Origin of the sequence: Pseudomonas sp. PDM18, assembly GCF_014852585.1 — a bacterium.
Lineage (GTDB): Bacteria > Pseudomonadota > Gammaproteobacteria > Pseudomonadales > Pseudomonadaceae > Pseudomonas.
On record NZ_JACVBX010000005.1, the window covers coordinates 238,170 to 262,451 of the forward strand.

At 66.3% G+C, this 24,282-nt stretch carries 23 protein-coding genes; 10 read left to right on the forward strand and 13 right to left on the reverse strand.

Annotation, left to right across the window (positions count from 1 at the left end; all coding sequences use genetic code 11):
* The first annotated feature begins 567 nt into the window (after positions 1-567).
* The 4 genes from IB274_RS13095 to IB274_RS13110 all read left to right on the forward strand — a co-directional run bounded on the left by IB274_RS13095 (position 568) and on the right by IB274_RS13110 (position 4,802).
* Positions 568-1,167, forward strand: a complete 600-nt coding sequence (locus IB274_RS13095; protein WP_192432381.1) for a dimethylamine monooxygenase subunit DmmA family protein — start codon at positions 568-570, stop codon at positions 1,165-1,167.
* A complete protein-coding gene (locus IB274_RS13100) occupies positions 1,164-2,132 on the forward strand; it encodes a PDR/VanB family oxidoreductase (protein WP_192432382.1) in 969 nt (322 codons plus the stop codon). The genes IB274_RS13095 and IB274_RS13100 overlap by 4 nt, the downstream gene beginning before the upstream one ends.
* 14 nt (positions 2,133-2,146) lie before the next feature.
* Positions 2,147-3,163 (forward strand): heme-dependent oxidative N-demethylase family protein, encoded by a 1,017-nt coding sequence (locus IB274_RS13105; RefSeq protein ID WP_192432383.1) that lies wholly within the window; start codon positions 2,147-2,149, stop codon positions 3,161-3,163.
* 109 nt (positions 3,164-3,272) lie between these two features.
* The gene (locus IB274_RS13110) at positions 3,273-4,802 is read left to right on the forward strand and encodes an APC family permease (protein WP_192432384.1); all 1,530 of its coding nucleotides are present in this window, start codon (positions 3,273-3,275) and stop codon (positions 4,800-4,802) included.
* 204 nt (positions 4,803-5,006) lie between these two features.
* Here IB274_RS13110 and IB274_RS13115 read toward each other — a convergent pair whose 3' ends face one another.
* The 3 genes from IB274_RS13115 to IB274_RS13125 all read right to left on the reverse strand — a co-directional run bounded on the left by IB274_RS13115 (position 5,007) and on the right by IB274_RS13125 (position 7,836).
* Complete coding sequence (locus tag IB274_RS13115; RefSeq protein ID WP_192432385.1) at positions 5,007-5,936, reverse strand: AEC family transporter; 930 nt, start codon at positions 5,934-5,936, stop codon at positions 5,007-5,009.
* A gap of 79 nt (positions 5,937-6,015) precedes the next feature.
* Entirely contained in the window at positions 6,016-6,696 is a 681-nt protein-coding gene (locus tag IB274_RS13120) for an SDR family NAD(P)-dependent oxidoreductase (protein ID WP_192432386.1), read from the reverse strand.
* 189 nt (positions 6,697-6,885) lie between these two features.
* Positions 6,886-7,836 carry an adenosine deaminase gene (locus IB274_RS13125; protein ID WP_192432387.1) on the reverse strand — a complete coding sequence of 317 codons (951 nt, stop codon included), beginning with the start codon at positions 7,834-7,836 and terminating at the stop codon, positions 6,886-6,888.
* A 191-nt stretch (positions 7,837-8,027) separates the two neighbouring features.
* Between IB274_RS13125 and IB274_RS13130 the strand changes: the two genes are divergently transcribed.
* Both IB274_RS13130 and IB274_RS13135 read left to right on the forward strand, forming a co-directional pair.
* Positions 8,028-9,110: a calcium:proton antiporter gene (locus IB274_RS13130; protein WP_192432388.1), complete on the forward strand. Its 1,083-nt coding sequence runs from the start codon at positions 8,028-8,030 to the stop codon at positions 9,108-9,110.
* A 2-nt stretch (positions 9,111-9,112) separates the two neighbouring features.
* Positions 9,113-9,622, forward strand: a complete 510-nt coding sequence (locus tag IB274_RS13135; RefSeq protein ID WP_192432389.1) for a nucleoside 2-deoxyribosyltransferase — start codon at positions 9,113-9,115, stop codon at positions 9,620-9,622.
* A gap of 142 nt (positions 9,623-9,764) precedes the next feature.
* Here IB274_RS13135 and IB274_RS13140 read toward each other — a convergent pair whose 3' ends face one another.
* Complete coding sequence (locus tag IB274_RS13140; protein ID WP_192432390.1) at positions 9,765-10,796, reverse strand: energy transducer TonB; 1,032 nt, start codon at positions 10,794-10,796, stop codon at positions 9,765-9,767.
* Positions 10,797-10,881: 85 nt separating this feature from the next.
* Positions 10,882-11,844, reverse strand: a complete 963-nt coding sequence (locus IB274_RS13145) for a CobW family GTP-binding protein (protein ID WP_192432391.1) — start codon at positions 11,842-11,844, stop codon at positions 10,882-10,884.
* Positions 11,845-11,921: 77 nt separating this feature from the next.
* Here IB274_RS13145 and IB274_RS13150 point away from each other — a divergent pair, with 77 nt between their 5' ends.
* Entirely contained in the window at positions 11,922-12,278 is a 357-nt protein-coding gene (locus tag IB274_RS13150) for an NADH:ubiquinone oxidoreductase (protein ID WP_192294118.1), read from the forward strand.
* A 137-nt stretch (positions 12,279-12,415) separates the two neighbouring features.
* Here IB274_RS13150 and IB274_RS13155 read toward each other — a convergent pair whose 3' ends face one another.
* Genes IB274_RS13155 through dksA form a run of 3 tightly spaced genes read right to left on the reverse strand, consistent with a single transcriptional unit; the run spans position 12,416 to position 14,696 of the window.
* Positions 12,416-13,048 (reverse strand): DUF1826 domain-containing protein, encoded by a 633-nt coding sequence (locus IB274_RS13155; protein ID WP_151188959.1) that lies wholly within the window; start codon positions 13,046-13,048, stop codon positions 12,416-12,418.
* Positions 13,048-14,262, reverse strand: a complete 1,215-nt coding sequence (gene zigA, locus IB274_RS13160; RefSeq protein ID WP_192432496.1) for a zinc metallochaperone GTPase ZigA — start codon at positions 14,260-14,262, stop codon at positions 13,048-13,050. The genes IB274_RS13155 and zigA overlap by 1 nt, the downstream gene beginning before the upstream one ends.
* Positions 14,263-14,291: 29 nt before the next feature.
* Entirely contained in the window at positions 14,292-14,696 is a 405-nt protein-coding gene (gene dksA / locus IB274_RS13165) for an RNA polymerase-binding protein DksA (RefSeq protein ID WP_192432392.1), read from the reverse strand.
* A 116-nt stretch (positions 14,697-14,812) separates the two neighbouring features.
* Between dksA and IB274_RS13170 the strand changes: the two genes are divergently transcribed.
* Positions 14,813-15,214: a hypothetical protein gene (locus tag IB274_RS13170; protein ID WP_192432393.1), complete on the forward strand. Its 402-nt coding sequence runs from the start codon at positions 14,813-14,815 to the stop codon at positions 15,212-15,214.
* Between the two features lie 69 nt (positions 15,215-15,283).
* A complete protein-coding gene (gene folE2, locus IB274_RS13175) occupies positions 15,284-16,171 on the forward strand; it encodes a GTP cyclohydrolase FolE2 (RefSeq protein ID WP_192432394.1) in 888 nt (295 codons plus the stop codon).
* Here folE2 and IB274_RS13180 read toward each other — a convergent pair.
* Positions 16,168-16,644 carry a GNAT family N-acetyltransferase gene (locus IB274_RS13180; RefSeq protein WP_192432395.1) on the reverse strand — a complete coding sequence of 159 codons (477 nt, stop codon included), beginning with the start codon at positions 16,642-16,644 and terminating at the stop codon, positions 16,168-16,170. The two genes, folE2 and IB274_RS13180, sit on opposite strands and share 4 nt — an antisense overlap.
* Before the next feature lie 130 nt (positions 16,645-16,774).
* Complete coding sequence (cfaB, locus tag IB274_RS13185) at positions 16,775-17,959, reverse strand: C17 cyclopropane fatty acid synthase CfaB (RefSeq protein ID WP_192432396.1); 1,185 nt, start codon at positions 17,957-17,959, stop codon at positions 16,775-16,777.
* 341 nt (positions 17,960-18,300) lie between these two features.
* On the opposite strand from cfaB, the gene IB274_RS13190 reads away from it, so the two are divergent.
* The gene (locus IB274_RS13190; protein ID WP_263866336.1) at positions 18,301-19,773 is read left to right on the forward strand and encodes an MDR family MFS transporter; all 1,473 of its coding nucleotides are present in this window, start codon (positions 18,301-18,303) and stop codon (positions 19,771-19,773) included.
* Positions 19,774-19,788: 15 nt separating this feature from the next.
* Here IB274_RS13190 and IB274_RS13195 read toward each other — a convergent pair whose 3' ends face one another.
* From IB274_RS13195 to IB274_RS13205, 3 genes are all read right to left on the reverse strand, one after another.
* Positions 19,789-21,093 (reverse strand): MFS family transporter, encoded by a 1,305-nt coding sequence (locus IB274_RS13195; protein ID WP_192432397.1) that lies wholly within the window; start codon positions 21,091-21,093, stop codon positions 19,789-19,791.
* 503 nt (positions 21,094-21,596) lie between these two features.
* Positions 21,597-23,432 (reverse strand): glutamine--fructose-6-phosphate transaminase (isomerizing), encoded by a 1,836-nt coding sequence (glmS, locus tag IB274_RS13200; RefSeq protein ID WP_192432398.1) that lies wholly within the window; start codon positions 23,430-23,432, stop codon positions 21,597-21,599.
* Positions 23,433-23,447: 15 nt separating this feature from the next.
* Positions 23,448-24,218: a DeoR/GlpR family DNA-binding transcription regulator gene (locus IB274_RS13205; protein WP_192432399.1), complete on the reverse strand. Its 771-nt coding sequence runs from the start codon at positions 24,216-24,218 to the stop codon at positions 23,448-23,450.
* Positions 24,219-24,282 lie beyond the last annotated feature (64 nt).

Consider the following 24,282-nt stretch of genomic DNA (forward strand, 5'->3'; position numbering starts at 1 on the left):
AAGTCACCTGACGTAGGGCGCATAACGCCCCACGGCGTTATCCGCCGTGGTGGCGGATAACCCGTTCCGGGTTATCCGCCCTACCGCGCTGTTTTCCGAAAAGCCCCTCACCCCAGCCCTCTCCCAGAGGGAGAGGGGGCCGTCTGGAGCGCGCGGATGATTGGGAGTCAGCCGGCGAGCCCGCAAGGTGAAGCTCATGCCGATCAGTCCCCTCTCCCTCTGGGAGAGGGTTAGGGTGAGGGCGGCCGCAGGCCCCGAGTTACGGCAAGGTTCGCGAGCAAGCTCGCTCCTACAGACAGCATTTCCTCAGCACCCGATCACGCCGCCTTCCCGCCGCTTCAAAAACGCCCCCTGCGACAATCCACCGCTGCAAGGCTGCCTACAGGCGTTGTCATTTCTGCTTACACCTGCGTTTTCCGATTTTTATTTTTTCCTTAAATTTCAATTAGTTAACCATTTGGCACAGCCTATGCTCTGTGTACCTCCGACCCGTGACCGTGCACGGGTCCTCGAATCGCGCCGCCGCTTCTGACTCAGGGCCGCGGCAGTTCTGGAGGCACAAGAACAATGCTCATCACAGGTATCAAGAGCCGGCCGGTCTACGACCAGTTGCGCCCGCTCGCCGGTGGCCACCACCACATCATCGCCGGCCAGGGCAGCGGCGGCGCCGCCATGCTCCGCCTGCTCGGCGAGATGCCGCGCACCGCGCCCATCCGCGTGCTGTATTCCACCGAATCCTTCTCCGGCCAGGATCACCTCGCCGCGCTGCGCGACATCACCGACGTCGAGCTTGCGATCTACCCGAGCAACCGCGCGCTGGTCGATGACCTGCACGCGCTGCTGGGCCAGTCCCGCATGGGCACCCGCCTGTACCTGGCCGGTTCCGAGAGCTTCATCGGCACCGCCATGCAGGCCGCCGATGCGATCAACCTGAACAAGGACGAGGTGCTGCGCGAGCATGCCGGCTCCTTCGTGCGCCGCGTCTGGTGCGTGCACTGCGACGGCTACACCGAGAACGTCACCCAGCGCGTCTTCGAGTGCCCGCACTGCGCCCGCACCCTGGTGGTCCGCGACCACTACTCCCGCCGCCTCGCCGCCTTCCAGGCGGTGAAGGCCGACGCCGAAGTCCCCGGCGAACTGCCTGAAGCCGAGGAGCTCGACACATGAGCCTGTCCAACGGAACCCTGAAGGTCCGCGTCACCCGCATCGAGCAGGTGACCCCGGAGATCAAGCGCTTCACCCTGGCCTCCACCGACGGCGCGCACCTGACGCCGTTTTCCGGCGGCAGCAACGTCGTGGTGCTGATGCCCCACGCCAGCGGCACCTACCGCAACGCCTACTCGCTGATGAGTTCGCCCTACGACGCCAGCGCCTACCAGATCGCCGTGCGCCGCGTGGAAGAGGGCCGTGGCGGCTCCAAACACATGCATGACGTGGTGCGCGAAGGCGACGAGCTGGAAATCCTCCGCCCGGTGAACCTGTTCCCGCTGAGCAAGCACGCGCGCCTGCACCTGTTCATCGCCGGCGGCGTGGGCATCACCCCGGTGTGCTCGCAACTGGCCGAGCTGCGCCTGCGCGGCACGCCCTTCGAAGTCCACCTGGCGGTGCGCGGCGACGCCCATGCGCGCCTGGGTGAGGAACTGCTGCAGGAATACGGCGACGCCGTGCGCCTGTACCGCGACGAGCGTGGCGAGCGCCTGAACATCAGCGCCGTGCTGGCCGACCGGCCGCTGGGCAGCGACGTCTACGTCTGCGGTCCCGAGGGCATGATCCAGGCGACCATCGACGCCGCCCACGCCCACGGCTGGACCGACAGCCATATCCACTACGAGCGCTTCCTCGAACAGGGCAGCGTCGGAGAGGCGTTCCAGGTCACCCTGGCGCGCAGCGGCGCGACCATCGAGGTGTCGCCCGACCAGAGCCTGCTGGAAGCCGCCGAGGCCGCCGGCCACGAGATCCCGTACCTGTGCCGCGGCGGCGCCTGCGGCATGTGCGAGACCCGCGTCCTCGAGCTGGACGGAGAAATCCTCCACACCGACGACTGGCTGTCCGACGAGGACAAGGCCGCCAACCAGAAAATCATGCCCTGCGTGTCGCGTGCCAAATGCTCGCGCCTGGTCATCGACTGCTGAGCCGGAGAACGACCATGACCATCCAATTCCGCCCCGACGAAACCTACCGCGACGACTACACCTACGCCAACAGCCAGGCCTGCATCGACCGCGCGCCCTGGCCCTTCCCGGACGACGAGTACATGTACTCGATGAACCTGGAGCCGCACGTTTCGGTGGGCAACGACGCCTTCCGCGCGGTGTTCGACATCGACGAGCATTACATCAGCGAGTGCCGCGACCGTGCGATCACCCTGGAGAAGGACCCGGGCATGCACTACGTCTCCGCGCCGCACATGATGGAGGCGCAGTGGGACCTGCTCGAACTGATCATGGAGTCCTATGCCAAGGATTACCCGGAGTACTTCTCCCTGGAGAAGGACGGCACTCGCTGGCACTGGACCAACAAGCTGCTGAACATCGACGACACCTTCACCTTCGGTGATCCGTCGACCCTGCCCTTTGAGCCGATGGAATACGTCACCCGCCAGGCCCAAGGCGACTGGGTCCTGCAGGAAGAGCGCGACGGCACCCTGTACTGGGGCGCGGGCATCGCCACCCAGCGCGCCGACTACTCGCTGCGCTTCAACCTGGGCATGGCCTGGCACGAGTTCCACGGCCCGGTGCCGCTGGTCAAGGAAACCGGCATGCTCGACCGCGCGCTGAAGTTCCTCCTGCGCCTGCGCAACGGCCACCCGGTGCGCCGCCTGAACTGGTCGCTGACCGTCAACCCGCGCCTGGACGTGTCCGCCGAGTCCCTGCCCGAGTGGGCGCCGGACCGCACCACGGTGACCGCCGAGAACGCCGGTAAAAAGGTCTACTTGCGCATCGAGCTGCAGCCGCTGCACCGTCTGCCGCGCAGCAACGCCATCGTGTTCCCGATCCGCACCTACCTGCTGAGCCTGGAAGACATCGCCACCAACCCGGCGTGGGCCAAGCGCATGCACCGCGTGCTCAAGACCCTCGACCAGCAGCTCGTCGACTACAAGGGCTTCACCCGCTACCACCAGCAGGCGGTGCAGTGGCTCTCGCAGTTCGACGACGGCCAATAAGAAACCTCGCAACAGCACACAACTAAAAACCCGAAAAGGGAACCGGCGGGCGTCGTGAGGCCCGCCGGCCGATTGCCTTCTGCCCATCAACCCCTGAGAGGAAACAACGATGAGTGGGTCTCCTGCCAAGCGTGCCGCTGGCGTAACCGATTCCGACGCCGAGCAGCTCGCTGCCCTCGGCTACAGCTCCAACTTCGAACGCAGCATGAGCCTGTGGGAGAACTTCTCCCTGGGCTTCACCTACCTGTCGCCGGTGGTCGGCGTCTACACCCTGTTCGGCCTGTGCCTGGCCGCCGGTGGTCCGCCGATGTTCTGGACCTACCTGCTGATCGGCCTGGGCCAGATGCTGGTGTGCCTGGTGTTCTGCGAAGTGGTCTCGCAATTCCCGATCTCCGGCGGCGTCTACCCCTGGGCGCGCCGCCTGGTGGGCAAGCGCTGGGCGTGGATGGTGGGCTGGGTATATGCCTGGGCCCTGTGCACATCCATCGCCGGCATCGCCGTGGGCGCCAGCCCCTACATGGCCGCCATGCTCGGCTTCGAGATGCACGGCAACGCCGCAATCGGCATCGCCCTGGCACTGATCGCGCTGTCCACGGTGCTCAACCTGTCCGGCACCAAGCTGCTGGCCCGCGTCGCCATGTTCGGCTTCATCTGCGAACTCGGTGGTGCGTTGCTGGTGGGCGGCTACCTGCTGATCTTCGAGCGTCATCAACCCTTCAGCGTGCTGTTCAACACCTTCGACATCCGCATCGACGGCAGCTACTGGCCGGCCTTCCTCGCCGCGTCCCTGGCGGGGCTGTTCCAGTACTACGGCTTCGAAGCCTGCGGTGACGTCGCCGAGGAGACCCCGAACCCCGGCAAGATGATCCCCAAGACCATGCGCATGACCATCTACATCGGCGGCGCCGCCGCGATGTTCGCGTGCCTGGCGCTGATCCTCTCGGTGCCGGACATCCAGCGCGTGATCAACGGCGAAGACACCGACCCGGTGACCACTATTCTCGCCAATGCCTTCGGCCCGGTCGGCTCGAAGCTGGTGATGGCGGTGGTGATGGTGTCGTTCGTGTCCTGCGTACTGAGCCTGCAGGCCGCCGCCAGCCGCCTGCTGTTCGCCTATGCCCGCGACGAGATGATCGTTGGCAGCAAGGCCCTGTCCAAGCTCAACACCAACCACGTGCCGGCCGTTGCGCTGGTGGTAGCAGGCGTGATGCCGGCGGCCATCGTCTGCCTGGGCCTGTTCATGGGCGACGCCGTGGCCACCATCGTCGGCTTCGCCGCGATCGGCATCTACGTGTCCTTCCAGCTGATCGTCATCGCCTCGCTGATCGCCCGCGCCAAGGGCTGGGTGCCCGGCGGCCACTTCAGCCTGGGCAAGTGGGGCGTGCCGGTGAACATCGCGGCGCTGATCTACGGCGTGGCGGCTATTACCAACATGGTCTGGCCGCGCACCCCGGACGCGCCCTGGTACATGAACTACTCGATGATCCTCACCACCGTCGTGGTGATCGGCGCGGGCCTGGTCTACATGCTGCTGGCCAAACCCTACGACAAGGGCACGGCACCGGCGGGCGACGCCCACCGGATCTCCAGCCGCCAACTACCCGCGCGCGCTGCGGGCGCGCTGACCGAACCGGCTTGATCGCAACGTTGACGCAATTCGGGCCATACGCCTGAGGGGCTGCGTCTGGATCGTCACCTTTCCCCGGTGACGGTCCCCTGCGTTTGCGCAACGGACCCGCCATCCCCGCGATGGCCGGTCCGTTTTTTTATGCCCGGTTTTGTAGGAGCGAGGGGGCTGGGGTGAGGGCAAGCGGCGGCACGGGTGTCCCGAGTGACGACAGCCTTATCGAGCGATCCACAGCAGGCACATGGACAGCGTGACCAGCGACCCCAGCGTCGACACCAGGATGCTCCGCGACACCACCGCCGCCTCGCGCTGGTAGTACTCGGCGAGCATGAACGGCCCGGTGCCGGTGGGCAGTGCGCTGAGCAGCAGCGCCGAGTCCGCCCAAAGCGGCGGCAGGTCGAACACCTTGTAGGCGAGGAAGCCGGTGAGCAGCGGCTGGCCGATCAGTTTGATCGCCACCAGCGGCCAGGCTCCGACCTGCTCGCCGTCCTGCTTCTGCGCCAGGAACAGGCCCAGCGACACCAGCGCACAAGGCGTGGTGGCGGCGGCAAGCATGTCGAGGAAATGCAGCAAAGGCGCCGGTAGGCCCATGCCGGTCACCGCCCACAGACCGCCAATGATCGGCGACACCACCAGCGGGTTCTTGCCCAGCGCCTTGCTCACCACCCAGACGGCGCGGCCGATGTGCTTCTCCTCCTGCAGGCCGATCTCGATGCACACCACGGCGATGGCGAACAGCACGCAGACCACCAGCAGCGAGGCGATCAGCGCCGGCTCCAGGCCGTCCTGGCCGAACACCAGCAGGCACAGCGGAATGCCCATGTAGCCGGTATTGGCGTAGGACGCGCTGAGGCCGTCGATGCTCGCCGCCGGCAGCGCGCGGCCCTGCATCAGCCGCCAGACAAGAGTGGCGAAGAACACCAGCAGGCAGCCGCCGGTGAAGGCGGCGAGGAAGCCCGGCTGCCAGATTTCCTCCCAGGTCGCGGTGGCGGTGACCTTGAACAGCAACGCCGGCAGGCACAGCCAGACCACCAGCTTGTTGATCTCCGCGGCCGCCTGCGGGCCGAGGCGATTGCTGCGCCGGCACAGCCAGCCGACCAGGATCAGCGCGAAGATCGGCAGGACGACGGTCAGGACGTGGGACATGACGGGGAACCGGACAGCAAGACAGCAGGCGAGGATAGGGGCCGAGGCCGCCGTCGTCCAATACGGCCTAAGTCTGAATTCAGACCCGCCCGGTCACCGGAATGCAGGCGCCGGTGATCGCCGCCGCCGAATCCGAGGCGAGGAACAGCAGCGTTGCCGCCAACTGCTCCGGCTTCACCCAGCGGTCGAATTCCGCAGTGGGCATGTCGGCGCGGTTCTGCGGGGTGTCGATGATGCTCGGCATGAGCGCGTTGACGGTGATGCGCGCGTCCTTCAGTTCCTCAGCCAGCGCCTCGGTCAGGCGCATGACGCCGGCCTTGGACGCCGCATAGGCACCCATGCCCAGCGCCGCGCGGGTGGCGGCCGCGGCAGCGATGTTGAGGATGCGCCCGTGCCCGCGTGCCTTCAGGTGCGCCAGCGCGGCCTGGCTGGAGACCACGGCGGTGCGCAGGTTGATGCGGTACATCAGGTCCCAGGTATCGACGTCGCCATCGCCCAGGGTTTCCCAGTGGAAGCCGCCAGCCACGTTGATCAGCGCGTCCAGGCCGCCGAAATGCTCGTTGACCTGCTCCAGCGCGGCACGGGCCGCGACGGGATCGGTGAGATCGATGCCGCCGATGGACAACGCGCCGGCCTGTGGATAACGCGGGCCGACCGCGCGGTCGAGCAACGCGACCTGCCAGCCAGCCTCGGCGAATGCCTGGCCGACCACGCTGCCCAGATGGCCGAAGCCGCCGGTGATGGCGACGATCCTGTTCATGCTGCTACCTCGTGACGGTGGGAGAGGCGTTCTTATAGGGGTAGCAGGGGTTGCGCGAAAGGTCGCAGGCGCCAGATGAGGGGACGGATCGGGACGGGGTTTCCAGGTCAGAATCTGGCGCTGGGCGATGCCCTCTCCCCAACCCTCTCCCTGAAGGGAGAGGGTGTTACAAGCCGACGCCGGACCTCATTACTTCACCAACCGCGCATCCAGGCTGTTCTGCGCCAGCCGCTGCGCCTGCTCCCGCGTCATCCCCAGGTGCTCGTGCAGGGCCTGGAAGTTCTCGGTGACGTAGCCGCCGAAGTAGGCTGGGTCGTCCGAGTTCACCGTCACCTTCACGCCGCGTTCGAGCATGTCGAGGATGTTGTGCTCGCGCATGTGGTCGAACACGCAGAGCTTGGTGTTGGACAGTGGGCAGACGGTCAGCGGGATCTGCTCGTCGATGATGCGCTGCATCAGCCGCTCGTCCTCGATGGCGCGCACGCCGTGGTCGATGCGCTCGATCTTGAGCAGGTCCAGGGCTTCCCAGATGTACTCCGGCGGGCCTTCCTCGCCAGCGTGGGCGACGGTGAGGAAGCCTTCGCTGCGGGCGCGGTCGAACACGCGCTGGAACTTGCTCGGCGGGTGACCGACTTCGGAGCTGTCCAGGCCGACTGCGACGAAAGCGTCGCGGAACGGCATGGCCTGGTCGAGGGTCTTGAACGCCTCTTCCTCGGACAGGTGGCGCAGGAAGCTGAGGATCAGGCCATGGCTGATGCCCAGTTGTTTCTCGCCATCCTTGAGCGCGCCCTGGATGCCACGCAGCACCACCTCGAAGGACACGCCGCGGTCGGTGTGGGTCTGCGGGTCGAAGAACGGCTCGACGTGGATGACGTTCTGCGCCTTGCACTTCTGAAGGTACGCCCAGGTCAGGTCGTAGAAATCCTGCTCGGTGCGCAGCACATCGGCGCCAGCGTAGTAGAGGTCGAGGAATTCCTGCAGGTTGTTGAACGCATAGGCCTTGCGCAGGCTCTCGACGTCGCCCCAGGGCAGGGCGACCTTGTTGCGCTCGGCCAGGGCGAAAAGCAGCTCGGGCTCCAGCGAACCCTCCAGGTGCAGGTGCAATTCGGCCTTGGGCAGGGCATTGAGCCAGTCGTACATGGTGAGTTCTCGTTATCCAGGCAATCGGCAAATTATCGCACGGCCCGGCGAGGATGCAGGCGAACTTGCCGATGATGGGCAGCACAACCCACGTGGGCCGCGTCCCGCTGTGGTCCGGCGGCGGCTGGTGCGGTCATCGGGCATTGCCTAAGATGGCGCACTCGCCTCTTACGGAATGGACATCCCCCTCAATGTTGCGCGCGCTCAAAGACGAAAAATTCCTCCTCCTCGCCCTACTGGTGGCGATTGCGGTCTACCCGCTGGAGCACAGCCTGCTGGGCGGCGGCAAGATGCTCGCGGGGATCACGGCCACGGCCTTGCTGGCGGTGATCATCGGCGTTTCGCTGCGCGTGGCGCATCACGCCGAGATCCTCGCGGAGAAGGTCGGCGAACCCTACGGCACGATGATCCTGACCCTGGCGGCGGTGCTGGTGGAGGTGGTGATCCTGGCGATCATGATGAACCACAACCACTCGCCGACGCTGGCCCGCGACACCATCTACGCCGCGGTGATGCTCGACATGAACGGCATCCTCGGCCTCGCCGCACTGCTGGGCGGCCTCAAGCACGGCGAGCAGTCGTACAACGACGACTCGGGCAAGACCTACGTGACCATGATCCTCACCGCCGTGGGCATCTCCATGGTGGTGCCGGAGCTGATCCCAGCCGAGCAGTGGAAGCTCTACTCATTCTTCACCATCGGCTGCATGGTCATGCTCTACGCGCTGTTTCTGCGCATGCAGACCGGCCAGCACAGCTACTTCTTCAGCTACAACTACGCCACCCACGGCGAGCACGGCGAAGGCCACGAGGCCCCCGGCAGCAGCAAGCAGTCCATGGGCCTGCTGGTGGTTGGCGTGGTGCTGATCGGCGCGCTGGCCGAGGTGATGTCCAAGGCCCTGGACGTCGGCCTGGAAGGCAGCGGCGTGCCGCCCATCGTGCCGGCGCTGCTGGTGGCGGCGATCTCCGCCAGCCCGGAAATCCTCACCGCCCTGCGCGCCGCCATGGCCAACCGTATGCAGCCGGTGGTCAACATTGCCCTGGGCGCCTCGCTGTCCACCGTGATCCTCACCGTGCCGGTGATCGAGGCCCTCGCGCTGTTCAAGGGCCAGCCGATCCAGATGGCGATGACCCCGCTGCAGACCGGCATGATGTTCATCACCCTGATGGTCGCCGGCTACAACCTGCATGACGGCAAGACCAACGCCATCGAAGGCATGACCCACTTCGTGCTGTTCGCCACCTTCCTGATGCTGTCGTTCATGGGACTCTGAGCATGCTCAAGCTGTACCTCGCCGGCCCCGACGTATTCCTCCCCGATGCCTTCGAGCAGGGCGAGCGGCTCAAGGCCCTGTGCGCCGAATTCGGCGTGCAGGGGCTCTACCCGCTGGATCATTCGGTGCCGGCGGGCATCGTCGAGCCAGTGGCGCAGGCGCGCTGGATCTACCAGGCGAACCTCGACCTGATCCGCCAGGCCGACGCGGTGCTGGCCAACCTCAACCCCTTCCGCGGCGCCGAGCCGGACAGCGGCACGGCGTTCGAACTGGGTTACGCGGCCGCACTGGGCAAACCCCTGTTCGGCTACATCGACGAAGGCGGCAACTGCGCGGAACGCCTGCCCTGTGAATGGCACGGCGAAGAGCCCGGCCGCGACCGCGACGGCAACCAGATCGAGGGCTTCGGCCTGCCGCTGAACCTGATGCTCGGCGTGCCGGCGAAGATTGCCGTGGGCGGGGCGCGGGAAGCGCTGGAGTTGCTGCGCAAGGAGCTGACGGGTCACCTTTAGGAGCGGTTATCGCTCGCGAACGGATTCCTCGGCGACTCCGCTGCGGGGGCGCTTCGCGAGCAAGCTCGCTCCTACCAAGAGCCAATCGCCGGAAACAAAAAACGCGCCCTCGGGCGCGTTTTTCATTGGCTCGCAAGGACCGTTAGCGACGCCCCTCGAGCTTGAAGAAGAACACCTTGGTCGCCTGGCGGGCGACGATCCGGCCGCCGCTGACGCGGGGCTCAAAGCGCCACTTGTCCATGGCATCGCGCACGGCGTTGTCGAACATGCGCGGTGGCGTGGACTCCAGCACCTGGATGTCGGCGATGCGACCATCGCTGGTGATGGTGAACAGCACCTTCACCCGACCTTCGATGCCACGGTTCAGGGCCATGCGCGGGTAGACCGGCGGGTCCATGCGCAGCGGCTTGATGTCGCTGTCGTTGAGGCTGCCAGTGGGCAGGCCGGCGGGGCCTTGCGAGCCGGCTGGTGCGGCCTGGGCGCCCTCGGTGAACTGGCCAACGGTAGGCGCAGCGGGCGGCGGCGGGGCGGCCGGGGTCGGCGGCGCGGCAGCTTCCTCGGCGGGCTCCGGGTCAGGCTCGGGCTTGGGTTTCGGCTTGGGCTTGGGCTTGGGCGACACCTTGGGCACGGCCTTCTCGACCGGCTTTGGTTTGGGCTTGGGCTTCTCTACCGGCTTGGGCGGCTCGATGGGCTTGGGGGGCTCGGGTTCCGGCGGCGGGGGAGTCGGCGCGGCGGCGGGCGGCTGCTGCACCGGCTCAGGCTTGGGCGGCAGGGTGACGACACTGACCTGCATGGCCTTGGGCATCTCGCCAGCGCCCAGATTCAGTTCAGCCGGCGTGGGCACCACCCAGATCAGCGCGGCGACGATCGCCAGATGCAGGCCGATGGCCAGACCGGAGGACTTCCACCAGCCACCGGGAGGCGGCGGCTGGTCGCCGTCTTCCACGCCTTCGACCGGCGCGGCGTAGGGAATCAGGACTTCTTCGGTCGCCACTTCCTCGTCACGGCGAGGACCCGCACAGCTGACGAGTCTCAGGCTGGCCTCATTGGCGCGCTGGGCGTTCACGCTGGGCAAATGGGCGCCGTCATCCGCCGTGGCGGAAGTGAACAGCTGTTCCTCAGCGTCCACGGCAGGACTTGCGTCCGCCGCTTTGCGCGGTTGGGGTAACGACATGAAAAAGCCTGCGGGAAGAGTTCACGAAGCAATATCTTCTGATAATTATTATCATTCACTCGCTCCGGGAGGGCAACCTTATCTGTCAGATGGGTGCAATCGCGCAGCGAAAAAGACCGTCCTGCAGCACCTGTGGATCAAGTTCAGTGGCCAGGATCAGCTCTATACGGCTGTCCTTGCGCCACGCGCTTGGCGTCCACGGCGCCGGACCAACGGTACGGTTGCAGGCCAGCCAGGCGTCCTCGCCGTGCAGCACCGCCTTGGCCCGCAACAGGCCGGGAAGCCCGGCCAGCCAGGCGTCAATCTCGGCCGTGCGGAAGCGCCAGTCACGGTGGAAGCGCCAGCCGACCGCCTGTCGGCCCTCTTCGACGCGTACCTGGCGCAGCGGCGAGTCACGGCGCAACAGCATCGCCGGTTCGGTGGACGAAGCGCGCTGCGGCAAATCAGCACTCGCCGCTTCAATCGGCGTACTCGGCAGCTCGCCCAGCGGCAGGCGGCCGCGGGTCGTCCAGCGCAACGGCACCTCCGGCAAACGCGCCGCCAAGACCGCACGCGCTCCGTCATCCAGCGCTTCGGACTTGTTCATCAGCAGCAGCGATGCTTCGCCCAGCGCCAGGCGCTGCGCCTCGGGCAGCGGCTGCCCGGCAGCCAGTGCGGCGGCATCGAGCACCATCACCAGTGGCTGCACCGCCAGTACACCCTCCCATGGCGCGCCGCGCAGTTGCGCCAGCAGTTGCGCGGGATGGCCCAGACCGGAAGGCTCGATGAACACGCGATGCGGCCTGGCCTTGCGCAGCAGCCGGCCGAGGCCGACCTGGAACGGCGCGCCATTCACGCAGCACAGGCAGCCGCCAGCGACTTCGCCCAGGGCGATGCCGTCTTCGTCGCGGGACAACAGCGCGGCGTCCAGGCCGACCTGGCCGAATTCGTTGACCAGCACGGCCCAGCGCTCACCCGCCGGGCGTTGCGCCAGCAGGTCCTGCAGCAGGCTGGTCTTGCCCGCCCCGAGGGGGCCGGCGATGAGATGAGTCGGGATCTGCTTCAACATTCGCCCATGGTGCCGCCTGACGCTCGCCGGGAAAAGCGCTAGAGTCGCGGCTTTCTTTCGCCAACCCCGGATCGATCATGCGCCTGTTGCTGCCCCTAGCCCTCGCCTGCCTGCCCCTGCTCGCCCACGGCGAAGCCTGCGTGGTGCACACCCAGGGCAAGGACGTCGACGTAAAGGTCTGCCAGCAGAACCGCACCATCCCGGAAAAGCTCTTCCGCGAGGGCTTCTGCCAGCCGCAGCTCAAGGACCAGAAGGTCGAGGTGACCTACGCCGAAAACTGCCCCAGCGGCGCCTTCGGTGTCTGTGAGAACGCCCAGACCCAGGGCGTGCCCTACCGCCAGGACATCCACTACTACGGGGTGGCCAGCGACGCGCGCATCCTCCAGCCCTTCTGCGAACAGCAGAGCAACGGCCACTGGCGCAAACCGCAGTAGCGGTCATCGCCCTGTCACACGGCTCGGGCTTACTGACGTCGGGTACCTCACACCCTCCCGGCCCCCCACGCCGGACATGATCTTGGTGAATTGGGCCGCTCTCCCCGGGTGGCCCATTTTTTTGCCCGCGCGAAACCTCAGCCGAGCCAGTCGAGCGTGAGCAGCAGGCGTCGCTCACCCGGCGCCGGCAGCGGCGAGCGGTGGACGATGCCGCCGCCGAGATTGCCGGCCCATTTCTCGCCCTTGAACAACCCCACGTCGCCGGCGGCCATCTCGCGGATCTCGGCCCGGCTGACCGGTTCGGCGGCCGCATCGCCCAGCCGCGCGCGGGCCATGGCCCACTCCTCCAGCCATTGGCTGGCAGGGCCCGAGTAGGTGGTGACCAGGCGCAGCGGCACGTGATCGACGTGGAAGCGCGGACACATGGCCTTGTCCAGGCTGCGCAGGCGCAAGCCGATACGCTGCGCACCGGTCAGGCAGGCGAAGGCTTCGGCCAGCCATTGCAGGTCGCTGCGAAACAGTGTGCAGCCGTCGAGCATGGCGTACTGGCGCAGTAGGTCGCCCAGTTCGACGCGCTCATCGACCACCTCGAGGCTCTGCGTGAGGTCCAGCGCCTGGGTCCCCAGCCAACCGGCGAAGCTGCTGATTTCCGGGTACAGCGTGCGTTGCCAGACGGCCAGGTTGACGTCTTCCTTGAGCACTTCGGCGAGCACCTGCGGATCGTCGCTGAGCACCTGGCGCGGCCAGACCGGGGTTTCGAGGGCGAGCATCAGGCGCCGGCCTCCCAAGGTTCGAAGGGATCGGGCAGACGCTTCCAGGCGGTGGTACCGGCGGCCATCTCTTCATCGTCCAGCAGGCAATGGTCCAGCTCGGCGAACAGCTGCGGGAAGTCCAGGTTCTGGCCGATGAACACCAGTTCCTGACGGCAGTCGCCGCTGTCTTCGCGCCAGTGGCGCAGCACACCCTGCAGCTCGGTGGTGTCCTGCGGCCAGTGCTCGCGCGGGACGAAGCGCCACCAGCGCCCGGCCAGGCCGTGGCGCATCAGGCCGCCGGCCTGGGACCAGCTGCCGGCCTCGCGGTAGCGGCTGGCGAGCCAGAAGAAGCCCTTGGAGCGCAGCAGACGGCCATTGCTCCAGGGCTGGGCGAGGAAGTCGTGGAAGCGCTGCGGGTGGAAGGGCCGGCGCGCCCGGTAGACATCCGAGGAGATGCCATAGGCTTCGGTCTCCGGCAGGTGCTCGCCGCGCAGCTCCTTGAGCCAGCCCGGCGCCCGCTCGGCGCGCTGGAAGTCGAAACGGCCGGTGTCGAGGATGCTCGCCAGCGGCACCTGGCCCATCACCATCGGCCGGATATCGGCGTCCGGGTTGAGCCGGCGCAGGATCGCCAGCAGCTCATCACGCTCGGCGCTGCCGATCAGGTCGATCTTGCTCACCAGGATCACGTCGGCGAACTCCACCTGTTCCACCAGCAAGTCGCTGAGCGAGCGCTCGTCGTCCTCGCCGAGGGTTTCGCCGCGCTCGGCGAGGCTGTCGGCGCCCTGGTAATCGGCAAGGAAGTTCAGCCCGTCGACCACCGTGACCAGCGTGTCCAGCCGCGCCAGGTCGGACAGGCTGCGGCCCTGCTCGTCGCGGAAGGTGAAGGTCTCGGCCACCGGCAGCGGTTCGGAGATGCCGGTGGATTCGATCAGCAGGTAGTCAAAGCGACCTTCGCTGGCGAGGCGGCTGACCTCTTCCAGCAGGTCCTCGCGCAGGGTGCAGCAGATGCAGCCGTTACTCATCTCCACCAGGCGTTCCTGGCCACGATTGAGGCTGACATCGCGCTGCACCTCGCGGCCGTCGATGTTGATTTCGCTCATGTCATTGACGATGACCGCGACCTTGAGGTTCTCGCGGCTCTTCAGCACATGGTTGAGCAACGTGCTCTTGCCGGCGCCGAGGAAGCCGGACAGCACGGTAACGGGTAGTGGCGCTCTGGCGGATGTATTCAGGGGGCTGTTCACGGGTGGGCTCCAGAAATTCAGGCTACGCGGACGTGCAGTTCGCGCCGTTCCTGGCGCTCCTTGGCCTCGATGCACAGCGAGGCGGTGGGGCGCAGCAGCAGGCGGCGCAGACCGATAGGTTCGCCGGTTTCCTCGCACCAGCCGTAGCCGCCCCGCGCCAGGCGCTCCAGCGCCTGGTCAATCTTGTCGAGCAGCTTCTTCTCGCGCTCCAGCAGGCGCAGTTGCCACTGGCGCGACTCTTCGCGGCTGGCGACATCGGCTTCGTCGCTGGCCCGCTCGGTGTCCTGCAGCGCCTGGAATTCCTCCTCGATACGCCCCTGCAACTCGTCGCGCTGGCCTAGCAGCAGTGCGCGGAAATAGCCCTGTTGCGCCTCGCTCATGTAGGCCTCGGCGGGCTGGGCGAGCAGTTCCTGTTCGGTCATGACCGTCTCCGGGTGGGGAGTGATCTTTTATGTTATATTATAACCTTTCGCACTCGACAATACCCTGCCGACGTGAGATATCGAAACCCTGCTGCACCCACCTCCCGAGACCTCCGATGCTGCGCCTCGCCCTGCTGCTCTGCCTGTTCGCTCCTTTCGCCCAAGCCAGCGGGTCCGCGCCACTGCCTTTCCCCGGCGAGGAACCGGCGCGCTGCGCCTGGTCGGCTTCGGTGCTGGCCTGCATGGACGATTCGGGGAATCTCTACAGCGTCGCCACCCAGGGCCACGACACCTACCTGCGCGGCTTCGAGGCGAGCAGCGGACGACGCTGGGCGCAGACCGGCACGCGCTACGGCAGCCTGACCTTCTTCAGCGGAGTGACCAGCGATGGTCAGGTGTGGGTCGGCACCAGCCGCGGCATCGGCTGGACCAACATCAGCCGCTTCAGCAGCTCATCGGGTGACAGCGCGCGCCTGACCTGCGGCCGGGTCAGTGGCTGCAAACAGCACGAACGCTGACGAGCCCATTGCGGGATCGCCGGGAAGTAAATACGTTATATTATAACAATTGCCGACCGTGACCCGCCCATGACCGCCCTGCTCCCCGATATCGCCTGCCAATCCGCCCGCCTGCCCATCCCGCTCGACTGGGTCGGCATGCAAGGCATCGCCGTGCCGCTGCGTATCGCGGGCGAGCGCGTTGCCGCCCATGCCGACGCCGGGGTCAGCCTCGACGAAGCCGAAGCGCGCGGCATCCACATGTCGCGGCTGTACCTGGCGCTGGAGGCGCTGGCAGACACGGAGCTCTCACCTGCGCTGCTACGCGACCTGCTCCGGCAGTTCCTCAGGAGCCACGCGCAGCTTTCCCGGCGCGCCAGCCTGACGCTGCGTTTCGAACTGCTGTTGCGGCGCCCGGCGCTGGTCAGCCCGCTGAGTGGCTGGAAGCGTTACCCCTGCGAGATCCACGCGCAGTTGGAGGGCGATGCGCTGCAACTGGAGTTGTGCCTGAGCCTGTCCTATTCATCGACCTGCCCGTGCTCGGCAGCCCTGGCGCGCCAACTGATCCAGGAGCGCTTCGACGCCGACTTCACCGGCCGCCCACTGAAGGCCAGCGAGGTTCGCGCCTGGCTCGGCAGCCCGCAGGGCATAGTCGCCACGCCGCACAGCCAGCGCAGCGAGGCACAGCTGAACCTGCGGCTCGACCCGGCCGCGCAGGCATTCGCTTTCAGCGCGCTGATCGACCACGCCGAAGACGCCCTCGGCACCGCCGTGCAGACGGCAGTGAAGCGCGCCGATGAACAGGCTTTCGCCTTGGCCAATGGGCAGAACCTGATGTTCTGCGAGGACGCCGCACGCCGGTTGCACCAGGCGCTGTTGCAGCGCGAAGAGGTGTCGGGCTTCGAGGTACGCGTAGTGCATGCGGAAAGCCTGCACGCCCACGATGCAGTGGCGGTGAGTCGCTGGGGGCGCGACTAAGCGTTCAGGTCGAGCGCCAGACGAATCTGGTCGCGGCACTGGATGCCGTTCTCGTAGATCGGCTCGGGATAATGCCGTACGAAGTGATCCGCCTCGATACCAACGATGCGGAAGCCCAGGCGCTGATACAGGCCGAGCTGCGCCAGGCTGGAGTTGCCGGTGGCGATGGTCAGGCGCTGCAGGCCGGCCTCGCGGGCCTGCTCGATGGCCGCCAGCAGCAGGCGTCGGCCCAGGCCGCGCTCCTGCCATTCGTCCTCGACCGCCAGGCTGGTGATCTCGGCGACGCCGGGCTCGCGGGGAGTCAGCGTTAGTACGCCGCGTACGGAGTCCGCCTCGTTCAGCGCCAGCAGTCGGGAGTCGGGCAGGTAGCTCTCGATCTGCTCGCGACTGGGATCGGCCTTGAGCAGCAGCGACCAGGGCGCCTGCGTGGGCGAGAGTTCGACGAGAGTCAGGTCCGGAAAGAAATTCACCATGATTCATCTACCAAAGAGTCAGTGGGGACAGGGGGTTTATCTTCCCTCGCCCCTGGATGCAAGACTTTTGCTCCGCACCGGAAAGGCATCGGGCGCGGCAAGCCGGCCCGATAGCAATCCCCGAACAGGCTCAGGCGTAGATGTCGCGGCGACTCCAGGGCACTTCGTGGCCGCCATCAGTGTGCGGCTTGCTGGCGAGAATCTGGTGCAGGTTGATCCAGCCCTTCTTGAAACCATAGGCGCAGCCGGCGAGGTACAGGCGCCAGATGCGCAGGGCCTGGTCGGGTACCAGTTTTGCCGCCTCGTCCAGCCTCGCTTCGAGGTTGGCGCTCCAGAAGTCCAGGGTGCGCGCGTAGTGCAGGCGCAGCCCTTCGACGTCGACCACCTCCAGTCCCGCCTCGCTCATACGCGCAATAGCCAGGGACAGGTGCGGCAGCTCGCCGTGAGGGAATACGTAGCGGTCGATGAAGTCACCCGCGCCGCGCCCGACCGGACGGCCGTCGGTATTACTGGAAGTGATGCCGTGGTTCATCACCAGCCCGCCCGGCCGCACCGCGTCGTACAGGTGCTGGAAATAGAGGCCCAGGTTCGCGTGGCCGACGTGTTCGAACATGCCGACGCTGACCACCTTGTCGTAGCGGCCGTCGCGCGGCAGGTCGCGGTAATCGCGTAGTTCCAGGTTCACCTTGCCTTCCAGCCCGTCCGCCTTGACCCGCTCGCGGCCGAGCTTGAGCTGCTCCTCACTCAGGGTTATGCCGTGCACCTCGACGCCGAACTCCCGCGCCGCCAGGCGCGCCAGCCCGCCCCAGCCGCAGCCGACGTCGAGCAGCTTCTCGCCAGGCTTGAGTCGCAGCTTGCGGCACAGGTGGCGCAGCTTGGCCAACTGGGCGGCGGCCAGGTTTTCGTTGCCGGTTTCGTAGTAGGCGCAGGAGTACACCATCTCCGGATCGAGCCAGAGTTGGTAGAACGCGTTGGACAAGTCGTAGTGGTAATGGATGGCTTCGGCGTCGGTGGCCTTGTCGTGGCTTTCGCGCACGTATTCGGCATCGTCGTCTTCATCGCCCAGCGCAGCGCTCAGGGCGTCGGCAGTGGCGATCACTTCCTGCATCGGCCCCTCGATGTCCATGCGGTTCTCGACATAGGCACGACCGAGGATATCGAGGCTGGGGTGGGTGATCTCGGTCAGCAGCGTGGGATCGCGGACAACCAGAGTTACCTGCGGGTCGGGGCCGAGGTCGAAGGCCTGGGCCTCGCCGATGCGGATACGCAGCGGCAACTGCAGGGACAGCAACTCAGAGGGCAGATTGGCTTTCATGCAAACCTCCTGGTCACGGGGCTGAAAAACTATAGACCAGCTACTCCATAGTCTTCCCCTATGGTCCGGTCCGCAAAAAACTATCGGGCTCCACCCCGCCAGCACCCTTGCAGTGGAGTCCGGCGATTGGCGGGACGTTCCAAAAAGAATGCGTCGAACGATAGTTCGCTACGCAAGCGTAGCAGCCGAAATGCCGCGCATCGTTGCCAGCCCCGAGATAGAGCCTTTACTAACCGGCAACGATGACACCGGCGTGACAGATCGTCAGCCGATTGCACTACACTGACGCCCCCTCCGCGTGCATTCCGCGCGGAGGACCTCTGCCGTCCAAGGGGGCTGTCTTGACTACCTTCTCCGCGCCTCGCCCGGCGGTCCGCACCGTACTGGTGGGGCTGATGCTGGCGATCTTCCTCGGTGCGCTCGACCAGACCATCGTCGCCGTATCCCTGCCGGCGATCTCATCAGGCTTCGGCGATTTCGACCTGCTGGCCTGGGTCATCTCCGGCTACATGGTGGCGATGACCATCTCCATGCCGATCTATGGCAAGCTCGGCGACCTCTACGGCCGCCGCGTGCTGATGCTCTTCGCCATCGGCCTGTTCACCGTCGCCTCATTGCTCTGCGGCGCCGCACAGAGCATGGAGCAGCTGGTGCTCGCCCGCGTCCTGCAGGGTATCGGCGCCGGCGGCATGATGTCGGTGAGCCAGGCGATCATCGGCGACATCGTCCCGCCCCGAGAGCGCGGCCGCTACCAAGGTTACTTCAGCAGCATGTACGCGGTGGCGAGCATCGCCGGTCCGGTGCTGGGCGGATTGCTCACCGAGTACCTGTCGTGGCGCTGGGTGTTCCTGATCAACCTGCCGGTGGGCCTGGTCGCCCTCGCGGTGTCGCGCCAGACCCTACGCGGCCTGCCGGTGCCGGGGCGCAAGCCGGTGATCGACTACCTCGGCACGATGCTGATGATCGCAGGCCTGGGCAGCCTGCTGCTGGCAATCACCGAGGTCGGCCAGGGCGCGCGCTGGAACGACCCGCAGATGCTTGCGCTGTTCGTCGCCGCGCTGGTGCTGATCACCCTGTTTGTGCTGCAGGAACGCCGCGCGCCGGAACCGCTGGTGCCGATGCACCTGTTCGGTATTCGAGCGGCCACCCTGAGCTGGCTGATCAGCTTCTTCGCCAGTTTCCAGGTCATCTCGCTGTCGGTGCTGGTGCCGCTGCGCTTCCAGTCGGTGACTGGCGCCGGCGCAGACAGCGCCGCACTGCACCTGCTGCCGCTGGCCATGGGCGTGCCGATCGGCGCGTACTGCTGCGGCCGTCTCACCGCGATCATCGGCCGCTACAAGCCGCAGATCGTCGGTGGCGCGCTGCTGATGCCGCTGGCGATTGCCGGTCTCGCGCTGACGCCGCCCAACTCGTACCTCCTCTCGGGCGTGTGCATGCTGCTCACCGGCATTGCCGCCGGGACGCAGTTCCCCACCAGCCTGGTGGCGGCTCAGAGCGCGGTGGAGACGAAACACCTCGGAGTGGCGACCAGCAATATCACGCTGTTCCGCTCACTGGGCGGGGCGGTAGGGATTGCGCTGATGTCCGCGCTGCTGCTGGCGATGTTGCAGCCGCTGGCAGGCGAAGCGGGTCACGGGCTGTCGGCCAGCGCGCTGCTGGCCAGCCTCAGTGGGGCCGGCCACCAGGCGCAGCGGCTCACGCTGGATGGAGTTTTCGGGCACCTGTTCCTGATCAACGCAGGCTTCGGCGCCCTGGCCCTGCTGATCGCCCTGTCGCTGCCCGACCACGCCCTGCGCGGCCGGGGCAACGACTAGCGCTGCCGGCGCAGGTCAGTCCTCGTCGTTGAGATAGCTGACCTTGCGCAGGTCAGGCAGCAGCAGGCAGACCAGCAGCGCCACGCCGCACATGACCGAAACGTAGATGTAGAACACCTCTTCCATGCCCATGGTCTTCAGGCCCAGCGCGGCGTATTCGGCGGAGCCGCCGAAGATCGCGTTGCCCACCGCGTAGGACAGGCCCACGCCCAGGGCGCGAATCTGCGGCGGGAACATCTCCGCCTTGATCAGGCCGCTGATCGAGGTGTACAGGCTGACGATGGCCATGGCCGCGATGATCAGCACGAAGGCCAGGTACGGGCTGCTCACCGCCTTCAGCGCGGAGAGGATCGGCCAGGTGAAGATCATCCCCAGGGCGCCGAACCAGAGCATCGAGGTCTTGCGGCCGATGCGGTCGGACAGCGCGCCGAACAGCGGCTGCATGCACATGTAGCAGAACAGCGCGAAGGTCATCACGCCGCTGGCCACCTTCGGGTCCATGCCGGCGGTATTCACCAGGTATTTCTGCATGTAGGTGGTGAAGGTGTAGAAGATCAGCGAGCCGCCGGCGGTGAAGCCGAGCACGGTGAAGAAGGCGCGCTTGTGGTGGGTGAACAGCTCGGCGAGCGTGCCCGACTCCTTGCGGTTGAGGTTCGACTCCTTGGCCGTCTCGTGCAGCGAACGGCGCAGGTAGAAGGCGATCACCGCGGTGATGGCGCCGACCACGAAGGGAATCCGCCAGCCCCATTCCTTCAGCTCGTCGGTGGTCAGCAGTTGCTGCAGGACGACCACCACCAGCACGGCCAGCAGTTGCCCGCCGATCAGGGTCACGTACTGGAAGGAGGCGAAGAAGCCGCGCTGGCCCTTGAGCGCCACTTCGCTCATGTAGGTCGCGCTGGTGCCGTACTCGCCGCCCACGGAGAGGCCCTGGAACAGCCGCGCCAACAGCAGCAGAGCGGGCGCTGCGACGCCGATGGTGGCGTAGGTCGGCATCACCGCAATCGCCAGCGAGCCGCCGCACATCATCAGCACCGAGATCATCATCGCGGTCTTGCGGCCCTTCTTGTCGGCGATGCGGCCGAACAGCCAGCCGCCGATCGGGCGCATCAAAAAGCCTGCGGCGAATACCCCGGCGGTGTTGAGCAGTTGCACCGTCGGGTCGTCGGAGGGGAAGAAGGCGTGGGCGAAGTACAGCGCGGTGAAGGCGTAGACGTAGAAGTCGAACCACTCCACCAGGTTGCCCGACGAAGCGCCGACGATGGCAAGGATGCGCGAGCGGCGCTCGTGGGCGGAATATTGCGGTGCGGCAGGTGTGTTCATGGGGATTCTCTTGTCAGTTGGAACAGCGTCCCGTCTTGATGGACGGAAATCCTTCTGCCGTCCGTGCCCGCACCTCGCTCCAGATGCGAAGTTTCCCGGACACAATCAGAAACAGTATAGACACCTCCGATAGCCAGCTAACGAAATCCGCGGGTCGACCAGCCCTTTTGGTTCGAATATCGGACACCGGCGAACGCGCGTTTGTCGTTTCCGATTGACCGGCCACTAGCCAGCTTCTATCGTTGGCCCCGCTCCCGGCCCTGCGGGAGACTTGTCAGGTACCCCTCGCAGGGCCGGAGTCCGACCTTGTCCACAAGACAAGGTCGATTTCCATTCCCCTCGTGTAGCGGCTCAAGCCGCCTGGCCTCGGTGCCCCGTCCATACCCCCGGACGTGCAGGCACCGGGGGAATGTTGATCCGCCCCCTCGCCTTTCCCCCTGAGTTCCCACGCCCTGAAACGAAAAAAGGCCCCCGAAGGGACCTTTCTCCTGACACCTGCGCGCTTATTCCACGGTTACAGACTTGGCCAGGTTACGCGGCTGGTCCACGTCGGTGCCCTTGAGCACGGCGACGTAGTAGGACAGCAGCTGCAGCGGCACGGTGTAGAGGATCGGCGCCAGGCAGTCGTGGATTGCCGGCATGCCCACCACATGGGTGCCTTCGCCATCGCTGATGCCGCTGCCGCCTTCGGCGAAGACCACCAGCTCGCCGCCACGGGCGCGGACTTCCTGCAGGTTGGACTTGAGCTTCTCCAGCAGCTCGTTGTTCGGTGCCACGGTAACCACCGGCATATCGGCATCGACCAGCGCCAGCGGGCCGTGCTTGAGCTCGCCGGCCGGGTAGGCCTCGGCGTGGATATAGGAGATTTCCTTGAGCTTCAGCGCGCCTTCCATCGCCACCGGGTACTGGGCGCCACGGCCGAGGAAGAGGGTGTGGTGCTTCTCGGCGAACAGTTCGCTGATCTTCTCCACCACTTTGTCCATGGACAGGGCTTCTTCCAGGTGGGTCGGCAGGCGGCGCAGCTCGTTCACCAGCTCGGCCTCGACGCCGTCGCCCAGGCGCTTCTGCACCTGGCCGATGCCCAGGGTCAGCAGCAGCAGGGCGACCAGCTGAGTGGTGAAGGCCTTGGTGGAGGCCACGCCGATTTCCGGGCCGGCGTTGGTCAGCAGGGTCATGTCCGACTCGCGCACCAGCGAACTGGTGGCGACGTTGCAGATCGCCAGGCTGGACAGGAAGCCCAGTTCCTTGGCGTAGCGCAGTGCGGCCAGGGTGTCGGCGGTCTCGCCGGACTGTGAAATCGTGACGAACAGGGAGTCCGGGTGTACCGCCACCTTGCGGTAGCGGAACTCGCTGGCAACTTCGACCTGGCAGGGAATGCCGGTCAGGCTCTCCAGCCAGTAACGGGCGACCATGCCGGCGTGGTAGCTGGTGCCGCAGGCGACGATCTGCACGGTGCGCACCTTGGCCAACAGCTCGCGGGCCTGCGGGCCAAAGTTGTCCACCAGTACCTGCTGAGCACCCAGGCGACCTTCCAGGGTGCGCTGCACCACGGCCGGCTGCTCGTGGATCTCCTTGAGCATGAAGTGGCGGTAACCGCCCTTGTCGGCCGCCTCGGCGCCCTCGTGGTAGCGCACTTCCTCACGCTGCACCGGGTTGCCTTTCACGTCCCACAATTGCAGTCCGTCGCGGCGGATTTCGGCGATGTCGCCTTCTTCCAGGTAGATGAAGCGGTCGGTGACCTGACGCAGCGCCAGCTGGTCGGAAGCGAGGAAGTTCTCGCCATGCCCCAGGCCCACCACCAGCGGGCTGCCGCTGCGGGCGGCGAGGATGCGGTCGGGCTGCTTGCTGCTGATCACCGCCAGGCCATAGGCACCGTGCAGTTCCTTGACCACGGCCTTGAGCGCGACGGTCAGGTCGCCCAGCTCACCCAGGCGCAGGTGTAGCAGGTGGGCGATGACCTCGGTGTCGGTCTGTGAGGTGAACTCGTAGCCGCGCGCCTTGAGCATTTCACGCAGGGGTTCGAAGTTCTCGATGATGCCGTTGTGCACCACTGCCACTTCGCCATGGGAGAAGTGCGGGTGGGCGTTGGCCTCGGTGGGCGCGCCGTGGGTGGCCCAGCGAACGTGGGCGATCCCCAGGCGACCGAGCAGCGGCTGCTCCTCGAGGGCCTGCTCCAGGCTGGAAACCTTGCCGGCGCGGCGGCGGCGGTCCAGCGCACCGTCAGCCTGGATCACCGCCACACCGGCGCTGTCGTAGCCACGGTATTCCAGGCGCTTGAGGCCTTCGACGAGGATCGGGGTGATATTGCGCTCGGCGATGGCGCCTACGATTCCACACATGGCTTGGCTCTCCTGTCAGTCTTCGCAGCGCGCGCGGATCACTTTCACGCCGCGCGCCTGGATCAGTTCGAACGCTTCATCGCTCAGGCGTTCGTCGGTAATCAGGGTCTGGACGCTGCTCCAGGGCAGCTCCAGGTTGGGAATGCGCCGGCCCAGCTTGTCGGACTCGGCCATGACGATCACCTCACGGGCGACCTCGGCCATGACCCGGCTCAGGCCCAGCAGTTCGTTGAAGGTCGTCGTGCCACGCTCAAGGTCCAGCCCGGTGGCGCCAATGAACAGCTGATCGAAATCGTAGGAGCGCAGCACCTGTTCGGCCACCTGGCCCTGGAACGACTCCGAGTGCGGGTCCCAGGTACCCCCGGTCATCAGCAGCACCGGTTCGCGCTCCAGCTCACGCAGGGCATTGGCCACACTCAGGGAGTTGGTCATCACCACAAGGCCGGGCTTGCGGCCAAGCTCCGGGATCAGCGCGGCGGTAGTGCTGCCGCTGTCGATGATGATCCGCGCGTGCTCACGGATGCAGGCGGCCGCGGCGCGACCAATGGCCTGCTTGTAGCGCGACAGCGGCTGGCTCGGCTCGGCGATCAGCTCGTGGGGCATCGGCACGGCGCCACCGTAGCGGCGCAGCAGCAGGCCGTTGCCTTCCAGGGCGGCCAAGTCCTTGCGGATGGTCACCTCGGAGGTGGCGAAGCGGCGCGCGAGATCGTCCACGCTGACTTCGCCCTGTTCGGCGAGCAGCGCCAGGATGTCGTGGCGGCGTTGAGGTGTGTTGCGTTTCGACATGAACGATTAAGTTTCGATTAGAAAGATAATAGATCGAATCAAAACCTATGTTCTTTCGTTCGTC